Annotated in this window: 18 protein-coding genes; 5 read left to right on the top strand and 13 right to left on the bottom strand. The window is 69.5% G+C overall.

Annotated features, from left to right (window positions below; genetic code table 11):
* A partial coding sequence (locus ACTHL9_RS02765) for a GNAT family N-acetyltransferase (protein WP_440517151.1) occupies positions 1–525 on the bottom strand: 525 nt, incomplete at its 3' end.
* Positions 526–610: 85 nt separating this feature from the next.
* A complete protein-coding gene (locus ACTHL9_RS02760) occupies positions 611–1,039 on the bottom strand; it encodes a MarR family winged helix-turn-helix transcriptional regulator (protein ID WP_440517150.1) in 429 nt (142 codons plus the stop codon).
* 87 nt (positions 1,040–1,126) lie between these two features.
* Between ACTHL9_RS02760 and ACTHL9_RS02755 the strand changes: the two genes are divergently transcribed.
* Complete coding sequence (locus ACTHL9_RS02755; protein WP_440517149.1) at positions 1,127–1,516, top strand: DUF1304 family protein; 390 nt, start codon at positions 1,127–1,129, stop codon at positions 1,514–1,516.
* Here ACTHL9_RS02755 and ACTHL9_RS02750 read toward each other — a convergent pair.
* From ACTHL9_RS02750 to ACTHL9_RS02720, 7 genes are all read right to left on the bottom strand, one after another.
* Positions 1,472–2,710, bottom strand: coding sequence for a multidrug effflux MFS transporter (locus ACTHL9_RS02750; RefSeq protein WP_440517148.1), 1,239 nt, complete (start codon positions 2,708–2,710; stop codon positions 1,472–1,474). The genes ACTHL9_RS02755 and ACTHL9_RS02750 overlap by 45 nt on opposite strands.
* A complete protein-coding gene (locus tag ACTHL9_RS02745; RefSeq protein ID WP_440517147.1) occupies positions 2,710–3,546 on the bottom strand; it encodes an SGNH/GDSL hydrolase family protein in 837 nt (278 codons plus the stop codon). Before ACTHL9_RS02745 ends, ACTHL9_RS02750 begins: the two co-directional genes overlap by 1 nt.
* Positions 3,547–3,613: 67 nt before the next feature.
* Positions 3,614–5,014, bottom strand: a complete 1,401-nt coding sequence (locus ACTHL9_RS02740) for an LCP family protein (RefSeq protein ID WP_440517145.1) — start codon at positions 5,012–5,014, stop codon at positions 3,614–3,616.
* Between the two features lie 98 nt (positions 5,015–5,112).
* Positions 5,113–8,517, bottom strand: coding sequence for an ATP-binding protein (locus ACTHL9_RS02735; protein ID WP_440517143.1), 3,405 nt, complete (start codon positions 8,515–8,517; stop codon positions 5,113–5,115).
* A complete protein-coding gene (locus tag ACTHL9_RS02730; protein WP_440517142.1) occupies positions 8,514–9,239 on the bottom strand; it encodes a DUF4194 domain-containing protein in 726 nt (241 codons plus the stop codon). The genes ACTHL9_RS02735 and ACTHL9_RS02730 overlap by 4 nt, the downstream gene beginning before the upstream one ends.
* Positions 9,236–10,714, bottom strand: coding sequence for a DUF3375 family protein (locus ACTHL9_RS02725; RefSeq protein WP_440517152.1), 1,479 nt, complete (start codon positions 10,712–10,714; stop codon positions 9,236–9,238). The genes ACTHL9_RS02730 and ACTHL9_RS02725 overlap by 4 nt, the downstream gene beginning before the upstream one ends.
* Positions 10,715–10,927: 213 nt before the next feature.
* The gene (locus ACTHL9_RS02720) at positions 10,928–11,845 is read right to left on the bottom strand and encodes a type IV toxin-antitoxin system AbiEi family antitoxin domain-containing protein (RefSeq protein WP_440517141.1); all 918 of its coding nucleotides are present in this window, start codon (positions 11,843–11,845) and stop codon (positions 10,928–10,930) included.
* Positions 11,846–12,055: 210 nt separating this feature from the next.
* Between ACTHL9_RS02720 and ACTHL9_RS02715 the strand changes: the two genes are divergently transcribed.
* Positions 12,056–13,255 (top strand): toxic anion resistance protein, encoded by a 1,200-nt coding sequence (locus ACTHL9_RS02715; protein ID WP_440517140.1) that lies wholly within the window; start codon positions 12,056–12,058, stop codon positions 13,253–13,255.
* On the opposite strand, the gene ACTHL9_RS02710 is transcribed toward ACTHL9_RS02715, so the two are convergent.
* Genes ACTHL9_RS02710 through ACTHL9_RS02695 form a run of 4 tightly spaced genes read right to left on the bottom strand, consistent with a single transcriptional unit; the run spans position 13,252 to position 16,880 of the window.
* Complete coding sequence (locus tag ACTHL9_RS02710; RefSeq protein ID WP_440517139.1) at positions 13,252–14,433, bottom strand: hypothetical protein; 1,182 nt, start codon at positions 14,431–14,433, stop codon at positions 13,252–13,254. The two genes, ACTHL9_RS02715 and ACTHL9_RS02710, sit on opposite strands and share 4 nt — an antisense overlap.
* Before the next feature lie 41 nt (positions 14,434–14,474).
* Positions 14,475–15,860 (bottom strand): MFS transporter, encoded by a 1,386-nt coding sequence (locus tag ACTHL9_RS02705; RefSeq protein ID WP_440517137.1) that lies wholly within the window; start codon positions 15,858–15,860, stop codon positions 14,475–14,477.
* On the bottom strand, positions 15,857–16,438 hold the full coding sequence (locus ACTHL9_RS02700) for an isochorismatase family protein (protein WP_440517135.1): 582 nt from the start codon (positions 16,436–16,438) through the stop codon (positions 15,857–15,859). The genes ACTHL9_RS02705 and ACTHL9_RS02700 overlap by 4 nt, the downstream gene beginning before the upstream one ends.
* A 31-nt stretch (positions 16,439–16,469) precedes the next feature.
* Positions 16,470–16,880, bottom strand: coding sequence for a MarR family winged helix-turn-helix transcriptional regulator (locus ACTHL9_RS02695; RefSeq protein WP_440517134.1), 411 nt, complete (start codon positions 16,878–16,880; stop codon positions 16,470–16,472).
* Positions 16,881–16,992: 112 nt separating this feature from the next.
* Here ACTHL9_RS02695 and ACTHL9_RS02690 point away from each other — a divergent pair, with 112 nt between their 5' ends.
* From ACTHL9_RS02690 to ACTHL9_RS02680, 3 genes are read left to right on the top strand one after another with little or no spacing between them, the layout of a single operon-like run.
* On the top strand, positions 16,993–17,529 hold the full coding sequence (locus tag ACTHL9_RS02690; RefSeq protein ID WP_440517133.1) for a hypothetical protein: 537 nt from the start codon (positions 16,993–16,995) through the stop codon (positions 17,527–17,529).
* The gene (locus ACTHL9_RS02685) at positions 17,529–18,116 is read left to right on the top strand and encodes a TerD family protein (protein ID WP_440517131.1); all 588 of its coding nucleotides are present in this window, start codon (positions 17,529–17,531) and stop codon (positions 18,114–18,116) included. Before ACTHL9_RS02690 ends, ACTHL9_RS02685 begins: the two co-directional genes overlap by 1 nt.
* Positions 18,116–18,691 (top strand): hypothetical protein, encoded by a 576-nt coding sequence (locus ACTHL9_RS02680; RefSeq protein WP_440517130.1) that lies wholly within the window; start codon positions 18,116–18,118, stop codon positions 18,689–18,691. Before ACTHL9_RS02685 ends, ACTHL9_RS02680 begins: the two co-directional genes overlap by 1 nt.
* The last annotated feature ends 42 nt before the right edge of the window (positions 18,692–18,733 follow it).

The raw sequence follows: 18,733 nt of genomic DNA, 5'->3' as shown, positions 1-18,733 counted from the left end.
ACGCTCGAGCAGCTGCTTCTCGCGCTGCATTCCGGCCACGTTCTCCCAAAGGTCCCTGGGGAGGACCCGTCCGCCGAGCTGCGCAAGCGGCTCGAGCTCGGCACGCTGCACCGGGATCTGCCGCTCGAAGAACCTCAGGTTCTTGACGTCCTTGAAGCCCCGGTTCCGGAAGGCGTTGACCCGCGTCTCCGTGTCCGGCATGAGGGCCGAGAGCTTCGTGAGGCCGAGCGGTGCCATGCGATGCTCGAGAGCCGCGAGCAGCGCCGTACCGATCCCGCGGCTGCGCCACTCGGGCAGTGTCGCGAGGAAGACGATCCACCCCTGCTCATGCGCCGCGCGTGCCACCGCTGCTCCGACGAGCTCCTCGCCGTGGACGGCTACAACCGCGTAGTCCGCCTGGCAGCTCGCGAGCACCTCGGAGAGCGAGTACACGGGCTCGATCCCGGACTCGGTCATCGCGCTCCACAGGTGGAGGATTCCGTCGAGGTCCGAGGAGTGGAAGTCCCGGATCCGCCAAGTGGTCATGGTCGTGCTCCTTCGCGCGGCGAGAGGCGGTCGAGGTGAGTCTAGCGGCGGACGACGACGGCCGGGTTGCGGTTGCGTAGCGCGCTCAAGTCTGGAGATGCCGGACGAGATCCCCGAGGTCGCGCCGAAGACGGGCGTACCGGGCCGCACCGATCGCCGTGCTCCACTCGGCCTCGATGCGGGCGATCTCGGCATCCACTGCCGCCGCGGCCTGCAGACCGCGCGCCGAGGCCCGTACGAGCGACGCGCGGGCATCCTTCGGGTCGGGGATGCGCTCAGCGTAGCCGGCCTCCACGAGACCCTGGACCAGGACGCTCGCGGTCTGCTTGGTGACTCTGGCCTGCTCTGCCAGATCGGTCACGCGGGAGCCACTTGGGGCAACGCGGCGGAAGAGCCTGGCCTGCGCCGGAGTGATGTCGAAGCCGGACCGCGCGAGTGCCGCGAAGATCCGATCCTCGAGCGCGCGGTACGGGAAGCGCAGCAACAGGCCGATATTCAGGTCTTCGGCGGCCATCCCACCCCTTGTCTTCCCGCTTCGGACGAGCCCATAATTAGTCAGTCTTTCTGACTAGTTTATCGGGACCCGGCCCAGGAGGCCGCCATGAACCTCGTCACCCAGCTCGCCGCCGGACTCTTCGCGCTCACGCTCGCCGCCGTGGGGATCCTCGAGATCTTCTTCCACCGCGATCAGCGCTTCCACTCGGTGTTCTACATCGAGCCCGGCGAGGAATCAGCGGTCCGCATGTGGGCCATGAACGTGGGGGCGTACAACATCGTGACGGCCCTCGGCCTGGCGATCGGCCTCTGGCTCGTGAACGCCGGCAGCCCGACAGCGCAGCCCGCGGGGGCCGGCATCGTGCTCTTCGCCCTGGGAGCACACCTGCTTCTCGGCCCGTGGCTCAGCGTGACCGAGCCACGGCTGTGGAGGAGCGCGATCGGCCAGGCGTCACTGCCGCTCGTCGGCCTCGTCGCGTTCCTGCTGGCGGGCTAGGACGCGAGCTCGCCGGGACGCCAAGGCGAGCAGCAGCGTGGCGACGGCGCCCGCCGTCGTCATCAGCACCGCCATCGGGAGCGCCGTGTCCGCGCCGCCGATCCCGGAAAGCGGCGACACCAGCGCGCCGAAGACGAACTGGGCAAAGCCGAGACCCGCGGAGCCGCTGCCGGAGACGTGCCGGACGGCGCCCAGCGCGAGAGCAGTCGAATTGCCCATGATGAACCCGACCGTGGAGACGGCGAGCCAGATCGGCACGGCGAGCAGCCAGCGCGGGCCGGGGAGGAGCGCGACGACGAGTGTCAGAACGCAGAATGCGAACAGCGTGGGGACCGCCACGCGGACCGTTCGCAGCGGCCCGACCGTGCGGGCCAGCCGGGAGGAGATGTAGCCGGACGTGATGAGGCCCGCGGCGTTGAGCCCGAACGCGAGGCCGTAGCCGACTGCACTGAACCCCATGACGTTCTGGTACACGAAGCTCGACGCGGAGATGTAGGTCATCATGACCGCGAACGTCGTGGCGAAAAGGGCGGCGAACAGGAGGTAGCGGGGCACGCGGGCCACCTGCGCGAGGCCTCCGAGGAGGCTCGCGCCGTGGCGTTGTTCGGGGGGTCGCGTCTCGCGGAACACGAGGGCAACGGCGCACATCATGAGCGCGAACAGGCCGGCGAGCGTCCACATCACCCCGCGCCAGCCGAAGGGCCCTTGAAGGAAGGCGCCGATGGAGGGGGCCAGGATCGGGGCAATCCCGCCCACCGTCATCATGAGGCTCATGGTCCGGGCCGTCTCGGAGTCGTGCGTGAGGTCCACGATGATCGCTCGGGCGATCACCACGCCGGCCGCGCCGCCGAGCCCTTGACCGAGCCTGGCCGCGATGAGCACCTCGATGGACGGTGCGGCGGCCGCGAGGACCGACGAGGCCAGCGCGAGCACGTTGCCGCATAAGAGCGGCACGATCCGGCCGTGCCGATCCGAGAGGGCGCCGAATCCGAGCTGCCCGAACGCCATGCCGATCAGGAACCCGGTCAGCGTGAGCTGGACGCCCGAAGCCGTCGCGGCGAACTCCTGCTGGACGCGGGGAAAGCCTGGAAGGTACAGGTCGGTGGCAAACGGGGCCGTCATCGCGAGGAAGGCGAGGACGAGCAGCCATGCCGTGCTCAGATTGCCGGAACGATTCAGGGCAGGCAACGGCATTAGGCCAGCCTACGCCCCTCCAGCACCTCCGGATGCTCGACCACGTAGCGGCGGAGGCCGCCCTTTCGCGGCACCCTCACGGGCTCTGGCCACCGCGGGAGGAGGGAGTCCCCGAGGGTGACCCCACGCAGCTTCCGCCCGATGAGCGGGACGACCCAATCACTCATCCACTCCCGCTGCGCGGCGAGCCACTCGCGCGCGTTCCGCGGCTCGAGCGGCTCCCAGGCCTTCGGTTTGAACGACGTAGGCACGCCGAGATGCGCCAGCACCTGCCGTGCGAGGAACTTGTGACCGGCCGTGGACATGTGCAGCCGATCGGAATCCCACATGCGCTTGTCGTTGTACTCGTCGAAGCACCAATAGTCCACGAGGACCGCCCCGTGTTCGCGCGCGAGCTCGCGCACCCGCGCGTTGTACTGCCAATTGCGCCGGCGCAGGGGCTCGAGCAGCGGGTTGACCTTGACGTCGTAACCCGTGAAGAGCACGAGCGTTGCGCCGGTCCCCGCCAGCCGGTCCACGAGGCCGGTGTAGTCCTCGAGAAGCCGATCCATGTCCGTTCCGAGGTCGAGGATGTCGTTGCCGCCCGCATACAGGGTGACGAGCGTGGGCTCGAGAGCGAGGGCCCTCTCGAGCTGCTCGTCGATGATGTGGCGGAGCCGCTTCGACCGGATGGCCAGGTTGGCGTATTCCCAGCCCTTCTCGTGCTTCGCGAGCTTCTCGGCGACCCGGTCCGCCCAGCCGCGGACGCCGTTGGGCAGGTTGGGGTTCCGATCGCCCACGCCCTCGGTGAAGGAGTCGCCGAGGGCAACAAACCGCCGTCGAACGCTTCCGCCCACTCGGGCACTGTAGGCAGGCTCGGCCACGCTCAGGCGACGCCCGGGCGACGAACAGGTGAACGAGCCCCTACTTGACGCAGGGGACTCCCCCGCCTTGGAGCACGCTCGACCAGTCGCCTGCGTCGAAGGTTGCAGAGGACGACGGCGACGGATGGGCTGGCGCCTGTTGCGCGGCGGAGTCTTGCTGCGCCGGAGCCGGCGCTTGCTGGGGCCCAGAGTTCTGGGCACCTGAGTCCTGGGCTCCTGAGTTCTGGGCTCCTGAGTTCTGAGCTCCTGAGTTCTGCGCGGGGCTCGAAGCCTGCGTCGGCGTCGGCTGGGGGGACAGCAGCTGGGCGACCTGGGCCTGGACCGCGGCCTTGTCCACGATGTTCACCGACTCGCCGGTATCCGAGGTGCCGAACTGCACGATCGGCATCGTGACGAACTTGATGTGCCCCGATGTGAGCTGGGTGGCCTTGAGGCCGAAATCGATGAGATTGAGCCCCTGGTCCACCGCCATCTTGTCCTTGACGGCGTTGAGAATGCCCTCGACCTTGTTGAGATCTGTGAACGTGTTCTTCGACTTGAGCTGCGTCAGGAGCGAGGAGATGAACGCCTGCTGGCGCCGCTCGCGATCGAGGTCCGTGAGGGACACCCCGGAGCCGGAGGTGTCCCGGCGCTGGCGGACGAAGGCGACGGCCTGCTGCGCGCTCAGCTGCTGGACTCCGGCCTTGAAGTCCGCACCCGAATAGGTGTCCTGCGTGGCTTCCTGGAGGCAGACCGTGATCGGTGCGAGCGCCTTGGCGACGTCAAGGAACGCGCCCATCGTGACCTCCACAAAGTGGTCGATCTTGATGTTGAGGAAGTTCTGGACCGTCTGGATCTCCGCCTTGCGGCCGTCATCGCGGGCCTCCTGGTAGATCTGCGAGTCGGTCTTGCCCTGCGGATCGGCCTTGAGCTTCGTCATGGCCTCGTCCATCGCATACCCATAGGCCTGCTTGATCTTGCCCTGCGCCACGCCATCGGGCGAGCCGGCGAGATCCACGTAGTCGTCGCGGGGAACCGAGATGACGGTCGCCTGGCTGCCGTCCTTCGGGACATGCAGAACCATGATGACGTTGCTGTTGTACCCGCCGTCGGACGAATCGCCAGAGTGGAGCGCGTCGTACTCCTCCTGGCTCAGCGGATTGCCATTCTCGTCGAGGCGGCTGTCGAGACCCATCACCAGGATGTTGACGTCCTGGTCGAGCCCCGCTCCGCCATTGAGCGCCTGAGACCGACGGACACCGTTCTCGAAGTTGAGGTAGGTCGTCAGCGCGAAGATGCCGCCTCCGAGCACCAGGGCAATCACCAGGGCGATCGACAGCACGACGATCCGTCGCCTGCGGAACATGCGCCGTCGGTCGCGCGCAACGAGCTGTCCGTAGAGGTTGTGCCACGGCTCACTGATCTGGTGGCCCGCCTCCCGGGCGTCGGGCGTGCGCGGCATGCAGCTCCTCAGGTCGGCGTTCGTCGCAGCGCGCCACTGGGACGCGCGGGCCCAACCTAGGCGCGCAAACTCTGTGGAAGCTGAAAAATTGCTCCCTGTCAGCCGAGCGGCGCGCGGAGGACGATGTCCACCGGGTTGGCCTGCGAGACCGGACCGCCTTCCGCCGACGACTCGAGCAGGCCCGAGCGGTTGGTGCGCTTGTCGCGGAGGATCTCGGTGACGGAGCCCAGATGGCGTGAGAGGTCGATGACATTCTCCGGCGCAGCGAGCAGCAGCTGGAAGCCGAACTCGTGCAGCGCCGAGATGCCGGCCCCCGCGAACTCCTCGGACGCCAGGACGAAGGCCTCGTCCATCATCACGGTTCCGTACGTGGTGAAGCCCTGCTCCGCGATCCCCAGCTGGTAGCTGAGCGCGGCGGCCATGATGAACGCGGTGAAGCGCTGCCGCTCGCCGCCGGACATGCTCCCGGTGTCCGAGTGCACGAAGACCTCGTCGCGCACCCCTTCGGGAGTCGACACGGCGCGGTGCTCCTTGCACGAGATGAACACGTGCGTGCGCACGTCCAGCACTTCGGCCCGCCAGCGCCGGTCCTCCGCGGAGTGCGAGCCGAGGCGCTTCACGAGGGTCTCGAGCGTCTTGTAGCGCGCGGTGAGGACGTCCTCGTCGGGTGACCCCGCGCCGTCGCCCGCGTGCCGCGCCTTGAGCGCCGAGACAATCGCGTCCTTGAACTGGCGCGCGGAGGCCGGGACGGTCTGCTTGATGTCGAGCTCGAGGTAGCTGCCTTCGTGGAAGCCGACTCCTCCGAGGATGCCGTTCAGCGGCAGGATGCGGGCCGAGATGGCCCGCCGCTCCTCGTCCAGGAGGTGCAGGAGCGTGCTGAACGACTCGTGCGTGCGCTGCTGGAAGAACCTGCGGAACTCGGCCTCCTGTGCCGGAAGCCCGTCCGAGACGATCTCGTGATACCGCGCCTCAAACGCCCCGGCCGCGGCGACCGACACGCCGTGGTCGGCCGACACCCCCGGCCCCCATTCACGCTCGAACCCCTCGAAAATGCGCGTGAGCCGCTCCGCCGCGGCCTGCCCGCGGCCCTCCGCAACGTGCAGTTCCTCGAGGAGCCTGGCGCGGACCTCGGAAGCGAGCGCGTCCAGGGCGTGCAGTTCAGTGAGCTCGGCGGTTGGCTCGAAGTAGGACGCGAGGGCTTCGACCTCGGCATCCGACGGCGGTGCCTCCTCGAGCCGCACGCGAGCCGCCTCGAGGAGGCGGCTCGCGGCGGTCGCCGCTGCGTCGAGGTGCCGGTGCTCGCTCTGCAGGACGGCAGCCGTCTCGGTGGAGCGCTGGTGGTCTGCCCGCGCCTCCTCGACCTTCGCCCGGAGCGGCTCGAGGTCCGCCTGCGCCGCGCGCGCGTCCTCGAGCCGACGCTCGGCGCGCCGGAGCTCGTCCTCCGCCACCGCCGCCGACACTTCCTCCCACGCGCGCTGGTCCGAGGCCACGCGGCGCAGTGCCTCGAGCCGGCGGGCCATGCCCTGATGCGAGTCCTCGCTCGCCTGGGCTGCTTCGGCCGCCCGCTCGAGGGTCGCCTCAAGGTCGGAGATGCGCGCCGTCAAGTCAGCGACCTTCGCCGCATTGTCGAAGCCGAGCACCCAGTCCTGGCGGGACGCGAAGCGGTCATCCTTCTCGACCGTCCCGCGGTGACGCTTCACGACTCCGCCGAGGCTCAGCCCGCGGTCGAGCCGCGCGAGCTCCTCGGGATCCTCCACGCACGGGTACGCGAAGTCCACCGCGATGCGCTCCCGGACGTAGGTTCCCGCCTCCCCCTCGAGGACCTGGAGCTTGGTGAGGAGGTCGTCGCCGCGGACGTCGTCGAGGGCCGCTGCCGCGCCCGACACGGCCACCGAGAGGTCGACCACCCGCAGAGCGCCCCGGATCGCGTGCTCGTCGAGGTACCGCACCACGGCGGCGAAGTGCTCCCCGGGGACGAGCATCGTCGTCGCGAGCGACCGCAGCGCGCGCTCGGCGGCAGGCCGCCACCGCTCCTCGCCCTCGGCGAGGTCCATCAGCTCGCCCGCAAACGGCATGGCCTCTTCGGGGATCCCGGTCGCCTCCGCGATCGCGGATCGGTTCTCCACGGACGACGGCGGCAGCAGGCTCTTGCGCGCGGCCATCGACTCGAGCTCGCGGCGGGCTTGGGCGAGATCCCGCTTCGCGGCCGCATGCGCGTCGAAGGCCTCGAAGCGGGCCTCTCGCAGCGCAGCCGAATCTCCCTCGAGCGACTCGCTCGCCGCGGCAGCCTCCTGGTGGGCAGCCGCCCAGCCCTCGGCCGACCACGGAAGCTGAAGGCCGGCGTCGTCCATCCCCTGCCGCGCCGCGGCCTCGACCTCGCGTCGCAGCCGAAGGCCCACCCGCGCGTTCTCGACCTGCTGTTCGAGCGCGCTGATCTGGTTGCCGCCCGCGTTGCTGTACTCGGCCTCAAGCTCGCGCAGGTGCTTCGCAAGCGCGTCACGGGTCTTGCGCTCGGCGGCAAGCTCGGCGGCCTTTGACTGCACCGCGTCAGCGGCCCGCGCCGAGATCCGCTCCTGGATCTCCACCGCAAAGCGCTGGCGCACATGATCGAACGCGGCGCCCGAAAGGTCGCGGAGGCGGTTCGCCTCGAGGAGCGCCTGCGCGTACTGCTGGTTGAGGCCCGGAACGGGCGCGAGCTGGTCGCGCTGCTGCCGGACATCCTCGAGCCGCTGCCGGATCGACATGAGGTTGCTGAACTCCTCGACCACCTGATCCGCGGCAGCGAGGGTCTGCGGCGGGTCGAGCACCTGGTCCCGGAAGAAGCTGTTGACGCTCCCGCCGAGTCCCTTGCCGGCCTGGATGACCCTCAGGAGAGGAAGGGCCTGGTCCGAGGAGATGCCGAGGAGCCGACGGAAGCGCTCGGCGAAGTTCTTGTGCACGTCGAAGACCTGGGCGCCCGTGAACAGTCCCTCGAGGGCGCCGCGCGTGAAGCGCCGGTCCGCGATGCCTTCGAGGGCCCGGACGTCGAGCGGGACGGAGTCGAGAAGAAAGAAGCGTCCGAGGCTCGACTCCGTGCCGTTCTTCGGAAGGTCGAACAGTGCGGTGAGCGTGCACCGGGTTCCGGCCGCGTTGTCGAACGTGAGGGCCACCGCGCTCCACGTTGCCCCCGGCCGCTGGAACGCACTCGCCTGAGTTTCCCCGACCGCGACGTCGCCGACCTTCCCACGCATGTAGGTGAAGGTCGTGCGGCGGTCCTCGCTCTGGCCCGTCCGGGCGGCGGCCGCCTCATTCGAGCGCGGACGGGCGTCGAAGACGCGGGCGATCGCGTCGAACAGCGTCGACTTGCCCACGCCCGAATTGCCCGTCAGCAGCGTTCCCGCGCGGTCCACGTGCATCGTGTGGGCGCCGTGGAACGTACCCCAGTTGACGATCTGCACCTGGCTCAGCCGGAACTGGCCGGGGTTGATCTGGTCGTCCATCGGGAGCATGGTCGCGATGCTCATAGGGGAAGCTCCTCGGTGCCGTCGTCGTCGCCCTCGTCCTCGTCCTCGTCCGCGCCGAGATCGGGTCCCGTGCCGCCGAAATCGGGTCCCGCGTCGCCGAAGTCGGGGCCCTCCGCCACGGCCTCCAGGTGGCGCGCAATGTCCCCGATGTTCTCGAACGGCAGCGCGAGCGGCAGGGCATTCGAGATGAGGTACACGTCGTCGAGCCCCGTCGGCAGGAGCAGACGCCGCGCCTGCAGCTTCTGGACGGCGCGGGCCACGGTGTCGGCGTCGCGGAGCGCGTCCCGCTGGTCGGCCGGCTGGTAGTGCGCGACGACGTCGGCCAGCTCCTCGAGCGTGACCGTCGGTTCCGTCTGGGCTGTCGTGTGCCGATCGAGCAGCAGCCGGAGCCGCAGGAGGAGGATCGTCTCGACGCGGCTGAGGGCGCGCTGCTGCCGGAGGATGGTCGCGCGCGAGGCGGTTCCGAGGAGCTCGGGGTCCACAGGGCGGACGACGGCGATCTTCCGCGCATGGTCGATCCGCAGGCTCAGGAACAGCTCGGACAGGCGCGAGCGCAGCACGTCCTGGCTGTCGACGAGCGTTGTCCACAGGCGCTCGTCGCGGGCACCGTCGAGGTACGGGCCCTTCAGAAGCCGCACGAGGGCCTGGCGGACGCGCAGCGGGAGGATGCCGGTATCGCCGTCGAACAATGCGGCGGCATTCACCTCGGCCGGCTCGCTCATCGAGTTCCCCTTTCCTTGAGATCCACGGCGGGCACGTACGCGAGGCGCCCTGAACCGTCGACCTGCTCGAAGTCGAGCGCCTCCCACGCTGCGCTGCCGTCTCCGGCCTCGGCGCCGAAGGTCGCGCCCCGGTTCAGCAGCTCGCCGAGCAGTGCTCGGATCGTGTTGATGTGCCGTTCCTCGGGGGGAAGCTCCCGCCACACCCCACCCGCGGTGAGGCGACCGCCGTCGGCGGCGAGGGCGACGTCGAACGCCTGCCTCAGTGCCGCCGCGTTCGCTTTGCCGGTGCGCGCCGAGCGGACGCGGTCCTCCTCGCCGAACCTGATCGGCTCGGCGAGACGGGGCGGCGCCACGTACTCGTCCGGGTCGAAGAGCTTGACCATCGCAAGGGAGTCGAATTCTGCGCCGTACAGCTCGGGCGCGGGCGCGAAGGCGGGCTGTTCGCGTTGGTAGGGGAGCTTGCGGACGGCACGTTCAGCCTGCCGGATCGCGTCGCGGAGGCGCACGGACTGCCGGTAGTCGTCGCTCTGGACGTAGGTGTTGAGGCTCTCGGAGAGCTTGCCATAGATGCCCTGGATCTCGGAGTGCTGGTCGCGGAGCTCGGCGACGAGGTTGCGGAGCGTCTGCCGCTCTTCGGCGTCGAGCCGGTCGGCGAAGTCGCGCGACAGCACCTCCGCAATCGCCGAGCGGAAGCGGAGCTGCTGCTCGGGGTTCTCGAGGAACGCTGTGAAGGACCGGAACGTGCGCCCCTCGCTCGATTCGCGCAGCCGCCGGTCCGCCTCGAGCACCTGGGCCATAGTTGCGCCCTTGCTGAGGGACTCCTCGATGATCTGGTTGCGGAGCTGGCCAACCGATTCCTCGATGCGGTCGCGCATGCGCTTGAAGTCGGCGGGCAGGCCGGCCGCGAGGTCGAGGATGTTCTCCGCCGCCTCCACGGCGTTGTCGGGATCGAGCGCGGCGTCCAGATCCCCGGACTCGAGGCCGCGGATCATCTCGCGCCGCTCCCCGATCTCAGTCTCGAGCGCCTCGACGCGCGCGCTCGTGTCCGGGTTCGTCTCCTGCGCGAGCTTCTCGACGTCGGCGAGGAGCGTGCCCAGACGCGATCCCGTGAGGGTTGACCGATCCGACGAGAGCGATTCGAGGAAGGCGAGCACGCGGGCCGCGGCCTCCGTGAGCTCGTACACGATCCTGCCGCCCTGGGCCCTTCGCGCGAGGAAACGGCGGCGGGTCCAATCGTCGGCGACGAGGCGGCCGCTCAGCGTCCCGGCCGTGCTCGACGTTCCAGTGGCCGCGTCCCGGGCACGGAGCTCGGCGAGGAAATCGTCGAGCTCATCGTGGAAGGTCTCGAGCTCGACGTGCGGCCGGTTACGGGTGAAGGCCGTCTGGAGTGCCGCGATGACCCAGGGTGCCGACCGGGTGAGCGCCCAAGCCGGCCCCTTCGTCAGGGCCTCGAGCTCGGCGAGCCTCCCGAGCATCGCCGCCGAGGCCGACGACGGTGCTGCCGCAACTGCCGCTCCAGGGCGGGGACGGGTCGAGGCTGGTTCTGGCACGGCAGCCCAGTCTACCGGGGCCCTGCTCCGCCTCGCTCGCGGCGCCGAAACCCACGTTTCCTTCCAAAGCGCACCTTTGAACGCTGCGAAGACTTCGCACTCGAAGGAAGAGTGGGGTTTCGAAGGAAACATGCGCCTTCACGAAGAGAGAAAGCGCGCAATTCGGGCCTGGAGCTCCGCTTCTCTGAACAAGTCGCGCCATTCGACGCGCAGGAATCGCCACCCTTCCTCCATCATGGCCTTCTCCCGTTGGCGTTCCTTGAACACCGCCTCATCGGTCGGTTCGAACTTGAAGTACTTGCCCTTGCCGTCGAACTCCATTCCGCGACGGATGTCGGCCCATCCGAAGTCAATTCTGTAACGCCCGAGCCGCGTCATCACTGCGAGCTGCTGGGTTGGCAACGGGAAGGGCATCTTCGAGACGAGGTACAGAAGAAGGCTCTCCCCCGGAGACTCACTGAGCGGCGACCCCAGCTCAAGTGCGGCCCTAGCCGTGAGGATTCCCCTCTTTCCCCCGGCCAGTGCGACCAGTTCCTCGAGCCGCCCGCGATCTGCCCCGAGTCGGAGCCCGTGATCCATGAGGATTTGTGCCTGGCCCCGGCGGACGTAGCGGGCGCAATCGATGAGGGTGTTCTCGAGTCGGGTCACGGGGAGGCCTGAGATCTCCCATCGGTCGTTGGGATCGAGTCGGCCAACGTGAATCCTCACCTCTGGCCGGTGACCTCGCTCGGCGACCGACCGAGGAAGAACGAAGTGGATCAGCTGGTCGGGTTCCCAGAGGTCGAGCCTGTGCAGCCGAGCCGCGCTCAGGTGACTGTAGGCGAAGTCGACTTCCCCAATAACCCTCTGGAATTCGTGGTGCCCCACCAGCAGAGCGAGATGCTGCTCGTCGGGTGACATGCTTCTCCATGCCTCCGGGCTGTAGTAGATGCCGCGGGAGATCCGGAAGAGCACTCCAGCCGCGACAAGTCGCTGGGGTGCTCGGCTCGTTCCGAAGCGCTCGACAAGCTGCGAGGCGAGCCACGGGCCTGGATGCGGGAGCGGGAAATCTGCCATCACCTGACTGTGTCCGAGCGTCGGCCGAGACGCGGGTGACTCCACCCCTATGGGGAAGACACGCCGTCATTCTGTGTGTGGAGGGGAAATCACGACGTGGAACGGTTGCCTGAACGCCCCCTCGGGAACCTCCCCTCACGCTCCCCCGTTTGGCGAGATAGCCTGAGCCAGTCGGGCAGCGACCGTCAGGCAGCGACAAGGAGAACGCACATGAGCACCCCTCTGACCCCTCCTGATCCCAGCGAGGAAGCCCTCGTGCTGCAGGCCCCAGAGGCAGCACCCGTGGTGAAGGAGGAGGAAGCGCCCGGGATGGTCCCCGTGGCCCCGGACCGGCAGGCGCAGATCGCCGAGCAGGCGAAGGTCTGGGTGGCCGAGGTGGCTTCAATGGACTCGCGCAGTCCCGAGTTCGCGCGGAAGGTCGAGGGCATCAACAAGGTCGGCGGGCGCGAGATGATCGCCTCGTCGGACGCTTCGGGCCGCCTGCTGGACCGCGCCTCTACGTCCATCCGAGGGGCCAAGAAGTCCGGCGACACGGCTCAGACCTACGTCGCGTCGACCCTCGGCGAGCTGCGGGGCACGGTCGAGAGCCTCACGCCGAACCGTGCCGACCTGAGCACCGGCCGCAAGATCCTGGGCTTCGTCCCCGGGAGCAAGAAAGTGGCCAAGTACTTCCAGCGCTACGAGTCGGCGCAGACCCAGCTCGACAAGATCATCAAGGCCCTCATGGCCGGCCAGGACGAGCTGCTCCGCGACAACGCTGCCCTGGCCCAGGAGAAGCAGAACCTCTGGGAGGTCATGCAGCAGCTCTCCGAGTATGCGGTCTTCGCCGAGGAACTCGACCGCGCTACGGTGCAGAAGATCGGCGAGGTCCGGGCCAAAGGCCAGACGGAGCACGCGCAGCAGCTTGAGGCGGACGTCCTGTTCCCCGTCCGGCAGCGCCGTCAGGACATCCTGACGCAGCTCGCCGTGTCCGTGCAGGGATACCTCGCGATCGACGTGATCCGCAAGAACAACACCGAGCTGATCAAGGGCGTCGACAGGGCGCGGGCCACCACGGTCTCGGCGCTGCGGACCGCCGTCATCACGGCTCAGGCCCTCTCGAACCAGAAGCTCGTCCTCGACCAGATCGACGCGATCAACACCACGACCAACGCGATGATCCTTCGCACCTCGGAGATGCTCAAGGAGCAGACCGCCCGCATCCATCAGCAGGCCACGAGCTCCGGTGTCTCGGTTGAGACCCTCGAGCGGGCGTTCTCGAACCTCTATCAGACGATGGACGCCATTGACACCTTCCGCTCACAGGCCGCCAAGAGTATGGAGAGCACGGTCGAGGCGCTCGAGCACGGCCTCGAGAGAGCGCGCCCGCATATCGAGCGGGTGCGCCGCCAGGAGGGGAACGCCGGCTAGACCTCGTCCTCCCAGTCCTCGTCGCCTTCGGGTGCCTCGAAGGCGTCGTAGACGGCGTCGAGCGCCGCGGCGGGCACGTCGACAAGACCCTGGCGGAGATCGACGAGACCGAGGTCGGCGAGCTCGCGCAGTTCGTCGGTGAGGAGCACTGCGACGGTCTGGAGCTTCGCGGGGTCGGCGCCCTCGGGCGCTTCCACGGCAAGATTCTCGACGGCGGAGAGCGGCACGGGATCCTCCAGGACGGCCCGGCTGAGCAGGGTCGCGAGGGCCTCGACTACCGCGACGCGCTGCGAGTCCGGCCCGTGCCCGGCCGCGTCACAGGTCGTGATGACGAACTCGGTCGCGAGGAACTGCGCCTCGAGCCGCCCGAACGCGTCACTGGTGCCGAGGCGTGCGGCGTCCTCGCCGAGCCGCGCAGTGCTGCCGCTGTCGTCGTCGGCGGCAACGTCGTCGACCTCGATCAGTTCGGCGTTGCGCAGGCTCGCCCACAGACGCGCGAGGCGGCGCCCGGGGTCGGCGGAGCCGCTTCCCACGAGGGCAGCGGCCTCGGTGGCCTCCGCCGGGGTGAGAGCGCCGTCCGCCGCGACGGCGCGGCCCTCGCCGACCCAGTCGAGCAGGGCTCGGGCGTGCCGCACGAGGGGCGACGACGTCGCGAACGTGAGTGCCTCCTCCTCCGTGGGCTCTCGGCGCGGGGAAGAGCCCTCGGGGCCCCCTCCGATGTCCACGATGCCGCCCGCGGCCTCCGCCTCGGCATCCAGGAACTCGGTCACTGCCTCCAGGTCCTCCGCGCTCCCCTCCCAGCGCTGCGTCTCCTCGAGGAACGAGAGCCAGTCGACGAGCGTGCCGATGTAGTAGCGGAGATCGTCGAGGTCGTCGGTGTCGAGCATCGCGTCGAGCGCGTCCTGCACCAGGGTGGGTTCGATGCGCAGTCCCGGCGAGGGCTTCTCCCCGGCCCCGAGCAGCAGGTAGAACGTCTTGACCGACTCGAGCTGCGCGCGGGCGAACACCTCGAGGTCCGCGTGGCCGGCCTCGCCGACCTCGTCCGCCTCCGGGGTTCCGAGGGCCCAGGCGGCGTAGTCGTCGGCGAGCCCGTCGATGAGGGCGTCGACCCGGCGCTGCCGCCGATCGGAGGGGCTCGTGGATTGGCTCTTGGGCTTGCGGGTGCGGCTCTTCGGCATGGCACGAGCGTACGCCAGCGGGCGCTTGCGAGTCGCGGGATTCAGCCGGCGATGCGCGGAATCCTGCGGTCGGCGAGCGTCATGATGAGCACGGCCCCGCCGATCCCCGCGAGCACCCACGCGAGGGCGTGGAATCCGGAGTCGGTCGCCCGCCCGCCGAACACGAGCCCGATGAGGCTCGACGAGAAGATCGCACCCATGTACGCGAAGGTCCGGTACAGGCCGGCGGCCACCGCGATCCCGTCAGCGGGCGACTGCACATACAGCGCCGTCTGGTTCGCGAATCCCGCGAAGCCGTTCGTGAGGCCGAGCAGGCTCGTCATGACGAGGAGCAGCGCGAGCGGAGTGCCGGCGTCGGCCGCGGCCATGACGAGCGCGGTCCCCACCAGGGCGACGCCCGCGAGGATGAGGGGCACGCGCACCCAGCCGCGAAGCGACACGAGCCGCGCGACCACCACGCTCACGAGCGAGAGCGGCACCATGATGGCCCCGACGGCAGCCGGGTCGAGCCCGCGTCCCTGTTCCATCCACTGGCTCATGCCGTACATGCACGCGTACATCCCGAGCCCCACAAGGAGCTGCCGCGAGTAGGTCCGCTGGAGCGGACCGTTGCTCGCGAGCGCGCGGACGTCGATGACGGGGCTCGCCGCGCGCTGCTCGCGCCAGACGAACACGAAGGAGACCGCGAGCGCGGCGATGGCGACCCACCAAGGCGGGTTGTCGAGCCGGGCGAGGAACGTCAGGAGGGCGACGACGGCCCCCGCGAAGAGCGCGACGCCCGGCAGGTCGAGGGCCTTGGCCAGCCCGCGCCACGACGCGCGCGGCCGAGCCGGATCGCGTTCGACGCCGGTGAGCGTCGCCGCGAGCGTGACGAGGGCGAGCGGGATGTTCACGCTGAACAGGGCTCGCCATCCGAGTGTGCTCACGAGGATCCCGCCGAGCGGGAGGCCGACGACGATCGTCACCTGGGCGGCGATCGAGAACGCCCCGAGCACCCGGCTCGGCACCCCCACGCCGTGCGCGTCAGCGCGGGCGCGGACCAGCGCCATCGCCGTCGGGTAGGCGGCGGAGGTGCCGATCCCGATCAGCGCGCGGGAGACGAGCAGGAACCCGAACGACGGCGCCAACGCGCCGATCACGCCCGCCACGAGCAGGATGAGGGTCCCCGAGAGGAACACCCGGCGGGGGCCGAAGAGGGTTGCGAGCTTGCCCATGGTGGGCTGCATGACGGAACTGAAAAGGTACAGCACCGAGATGAGCGACGCGGTCTGGCCGGGCCCGAGGCGGAACTCGCCACCGATCGCGATGAGGCCCGTGGCGATCATCGAACTGTTGATCGGGTTCAGCGTCGAGCCGAGCAGCAGCGGCCCGAGGTACCGGACGCCGAAGGGCTGTGCGCCAGCGCTGGTGGCGGCCGCCGTCGTCATTCCCTCCCCGCAAGGAGGCCGAGGATCTCCTCCGTGGTGCCCGATTCGCCGATCCGCGGGAAGACGGCCGAGACGGCATGGGCGTGGGCGCCGTCGTTGAGGTCCGCCATGGCGTCGACGGCGAAGGCGATGTTGTAGCCGAGGTCGTAGGCGTTCCGCGCGGTGGACTCGACTCCGATGCTCGTGGCAATGCCCGTCATGACGAGCTGGGTGACCCCGCGGTCGCGGAGGATCGCGTCGAGGTCGGTGGTCGCGAACGCGCCGATGCTCTTCTTCGTCACGAGGATGTCCTCCTCGGAGGTGTTGAGGCCGTCGACCAGCGCGAAGTATTCGGCTGGGACGTCAGCCGGGAGGCGACGTGGCGTCTCGTTGCGTCCGGCGGGCGCGCCGGCCACGTTGACGAGGACCACCGGCAGGCGGCGCGCGCGGAACGCGTCGGCGAGGGCCTTGCTCCGGGAGACCACGTCCGCGATGAGCGGCGCATCGTCAGTGCGGGATCCCAGGGGGCGGTTGACGATCCCGTTCTGGAGGTCGATGACGACGAGCGCGGCCTGGGGGTCGAGGGACGAGACAGCCATGGAGGGGTCCTTTCCAGACGGATGAATGGGGCTATGGATTGTTGACGATCCGGGACAGCAGGACGAGCGCCTCGCTCACCCGCTCGAGCTCCCCCGGGCTGAGCTCGCGGCTCAGTGCCCGTTGGAGCCAGTCCTGACGGACCAGGCGCTTCGCGGCGATCTGCTCCCGCGCCACCTCGCTCAGGGAGATCGACGACTTCCGGCGGTCCGCCGGGTCCGGCTCGCGGCGGACGAGCCCCGCCTCTTCGAGCGCGGCGACCGTGGCGCCCATCGACTGGGGGCGCACCCCCTCTGCCCGGGCGAGGTCGCTCACGGTGGCGGGCCCCTCGCGCTCGAGCAGCGAGAGGACGTTGAGCTGCGAGCGAGTGAGGTCGCCGAAGTCCGCCTGCTGACGGAGGCGCCGGTTCACGTGGCGCAGGAGGGCCCTCAGGTCTGCGGCCACGGCGGCAGGCTGATCGGACACAGAACCATCGAACCACATATGAAGGAATCTTCACAGTTTGCCTTCACACCTAGCCCGCGGAACTGTCAGCGCAACCCGCTAAGGTGAGTCCATGGGGAAGTTCTTCGACTCGCTGTTCGGCAGCGGACGGGAACCCGAGCGAATCCTCGACGACGACCCTGGGCCTACGCTCGCCGAGGAGCTCGAGGAGACCCGCGCCGCCCTGTCCGAGCTGCGCAGTCAGATCCGCCGCGCGGGCTCGCTCCTGCCCACGCTCGCCTCGTCGCACATGCGCCAGATCGAGGACATCCTGCGCCTCCTCCTCGACTACGTGACCGAGCACGGCGCCTCGACCGAGCAGCGGGTCCTGCTGCACTCGATCGCCGCGGACTACCTCCCCACCTCGCTGCGCGTGTACCGAGCACTGCCCCCGGAGACGCAGACGGACGAGAGTCCCGAGACGGAGAAGCTGCTCGAGCAGCTGGACATCCTCCATGCGACGGCCCTCGACCTCGACCACCAGGTGCGGACCGGCGCCATCGCCGAGCTGAGTGCCCACGGGCGCTTCCTGCGCGACAAGTTCGACGTCGACGGCGTGCGCATCCATCCGGACGGACCTCAGTTCGGTCGAGAGGGCGGCTCCCGCTGATGGCCTCGCTCGCCCCCGACAGCGCCGTGGCCCTCAGCGCCGGCGACCCCGGGCTCGTCGGCGTGGTGGTCACCACCGAGTGGGCCATCGAGCCCTCGGCCGGTCCACTGCCGGAGCCGGTCTCGCTCGCCGTGGTGTGCGGCGACAACGGACGGGCGCTGTCGCCGGACGACCTCATCTTCTTCAACCAGCCGACGACGGCGTCCCCCGGCATCGCGTTGTCTCCCACCGGAGCGGCCCCCTCCGCCCTGCCGGCACGCGCCGAAGCTGGAGCCGAGCAGATCGAGGTCGACTTCCGACGCGTTCCCCACGACGTCGGCAAGATCGCCTTCGTCACCTACATCGACCCCGAAGTGCGGGGTGCCGGGAACTTTGCGCCTGTCCGGTCCCTCACCCTCACGGTCTCAAGGCCGGACGGATCCGAAATCGTGCGCTTCGACGCGCCGCTCGACGATGCCGAGGAGTTCCAAGCCGCTCTCGTCGGCGAGCTATTCCGCGACGGCGACGGCTGGGTGTTCCGCGCTGTGGGCCGCGGCTACCGGAACGGCCTGGCGGGCGTCGGCATCGAGTTCGGGCTGGACGTGTGATGCACGACGACGGCCTCACCCTCCCGCGGCCCGGCCGCGCCCACGTTTCGGCGCCTGTCCCGCCCGAGTCGCGCCTCTACCCGGCCCCCGCGTTCGGCACGCGCCCGGAGCTCTCGGTGCGGGACGCCGTCGTCCGCCTCAATCCGCGGCAGTCCGCGATCGGCTCGCTCTTCGTGACCGGCACCCGGGGCACCGCGTGGGAGGACCCGAGCCGGATCACGGGCGCGCAGAGCGTGCACCGCGAGCAGATCGGGACAGTTGTGCAGACGCCGGGCGGGCGCCCCCTCGTGGGGTACGTGAATCGGGACGCCGTCGTGGTGCTGCGCCACCTGAGGCAGCTGCGCCGCGCCCTCTTCATCGCCGGCGCGGGACCCCTCACCGTTCAGACGTTCGACGGCGCTGCTGCCGCCATTGCGGGCTCGCTCGGCGAGGGCCGCCGGACCGTCCTGACGCTGCAGCGCATCGGCTCGGTCCTCGAGCTGCGGGCCGAGTCAGTCCCCGCCGACTGGGACGACGGCCAGATCTGGCGGGAGTTCGGCTTCACCATGACGATCGGCCTCGTCCGGAGGCGCTAAGCCGCTGACAAGTCGGAATAGCACTGCCGTTATTCCGACTTA

This window comes from Sinomonas sp. (genome assembly GCF_051955515.1).
In the GTDB taxonomy this organism is placed as follows: Bacteria; Actinomycetota; Actinomycetes; order Actinomycetales; family Micrococcaceae; genus Sinomonas.
The sequence above is the reverse complement of the archived record's forward strand: the minus strand, read 5'-3'. Positions and strand labels throughout refer to the sequence as shown.

Bases quoted from the DNA above. Each gene is read 5' to 3' on its own strand.
- ACTHL9_RS02710 (WP_440517139.1), bottom strand. From the start codon at position 14,433: ATGCCGAAGAGCCGCACCCGCAAGCCCAAGAGCCAATCCACGAGCCCC.
- ACTHL9_RS02750 (WP_440517148.1), bottom strand. From the start codon at position 2,710: ATGCCGTTGCCTGCCCTGAATCGTTCCGGCAATCTGAGCACGGCATGG.
- ACTHL9_RS02730 (WP_440517142.1), bottom strand. From the start codon at position 9,239: ATGAGCGAGCCGGCCGAGGTGAATGCCGCCGCATTGTTCGACGGCGAT.
- ACTHL9_RS02735 (WP_440517143.1), bottom strand. From the start codon at position 8,517: ATGAGCATCGCGACCATGCTCCCGATGGACGACCAGATCAACCCCGGC.
- ACTHL9_RS02715 (WP_440517140.1), top strand. From the start codon at position 12,056: ATGAGCACCCCTCTGACCCCTCCTGATCCCAGCGAGGAAGCCCTCGTG.
- ACTHL9_RS02690 (WP_440517133.1), top strand. From the start codon at position 16,993: ATGGGGAAGTTCTTCGACTCGCTGTTCGGCAGCGGACGGGAACCCGAG.
- ACTHL9_RS02700 (WP_440517135.1), bottom strand. From the start codon at position 16,438: ATGGCTGTCTCGTCCCTCGACCCCCAGGCCGCGCTCGTCGTCATCGAC.
- ACTHL9_RS02720 (WP_440517141.1), bottom strand. From the start codon at position 11,845: ATGGCAGATTTCCCGCTCCCGCATCCAGGCCCGTGGCTCGCCTCGCAG.
- ACTHL9_RS02755 (WP_440517149.1), top strand. From the start codon at position 1,127: ATGAACCTCGTCACCCAGCTCGCCGCCGGACTCTTCGCGCTCACGCTC.
- ACTHL9_RS02685 (WP_440517131.1), top strand. From the start codon at position 17,529: ATGGCCTCGCTCGCCCCCGACAGCGCCGTGGCCCTCAGCGCCGGCGAC.
- ACTHL9_RS02705 (WP_440517137.1), bottom strand. From the start codon at position 15,860: ATGACGACGGCGGCCGCCACCAGCGCTGGCGCACAGCCCTTCGGCGTC.
- ACTHL9_RS02740 (WP_440517145.1), bottom strand. From the start codon at position 5,014: ATGCCGCGCACGCCCGACGCCCGGGAGGCGGGCCACCAGATCAGTGAG.
- ACTHL9_RS02725 (WP_440517152.1), bottom strand. From the start codon at position 10,714: ATGCTCGGGAGGCTCGCCGAGCTCGAGGCCCTGACGAAGGGGCCGGCT.
- ACTHL9_RS02680 (WP_440517130.1), top strand. From the start codon at position 18,116: ATGCACGACGACGGCCTCACCCTCCCGCGGCCCGGCCGCGCCCACGTT.
- ACTHL9_RS02760 (WP_440517150.1), bottom strand. From the start codon at position 1,039: ATGGCCGCCGAAGACCTGAATATCGGCCTGTTGCTGCGCTTCCCGTAC.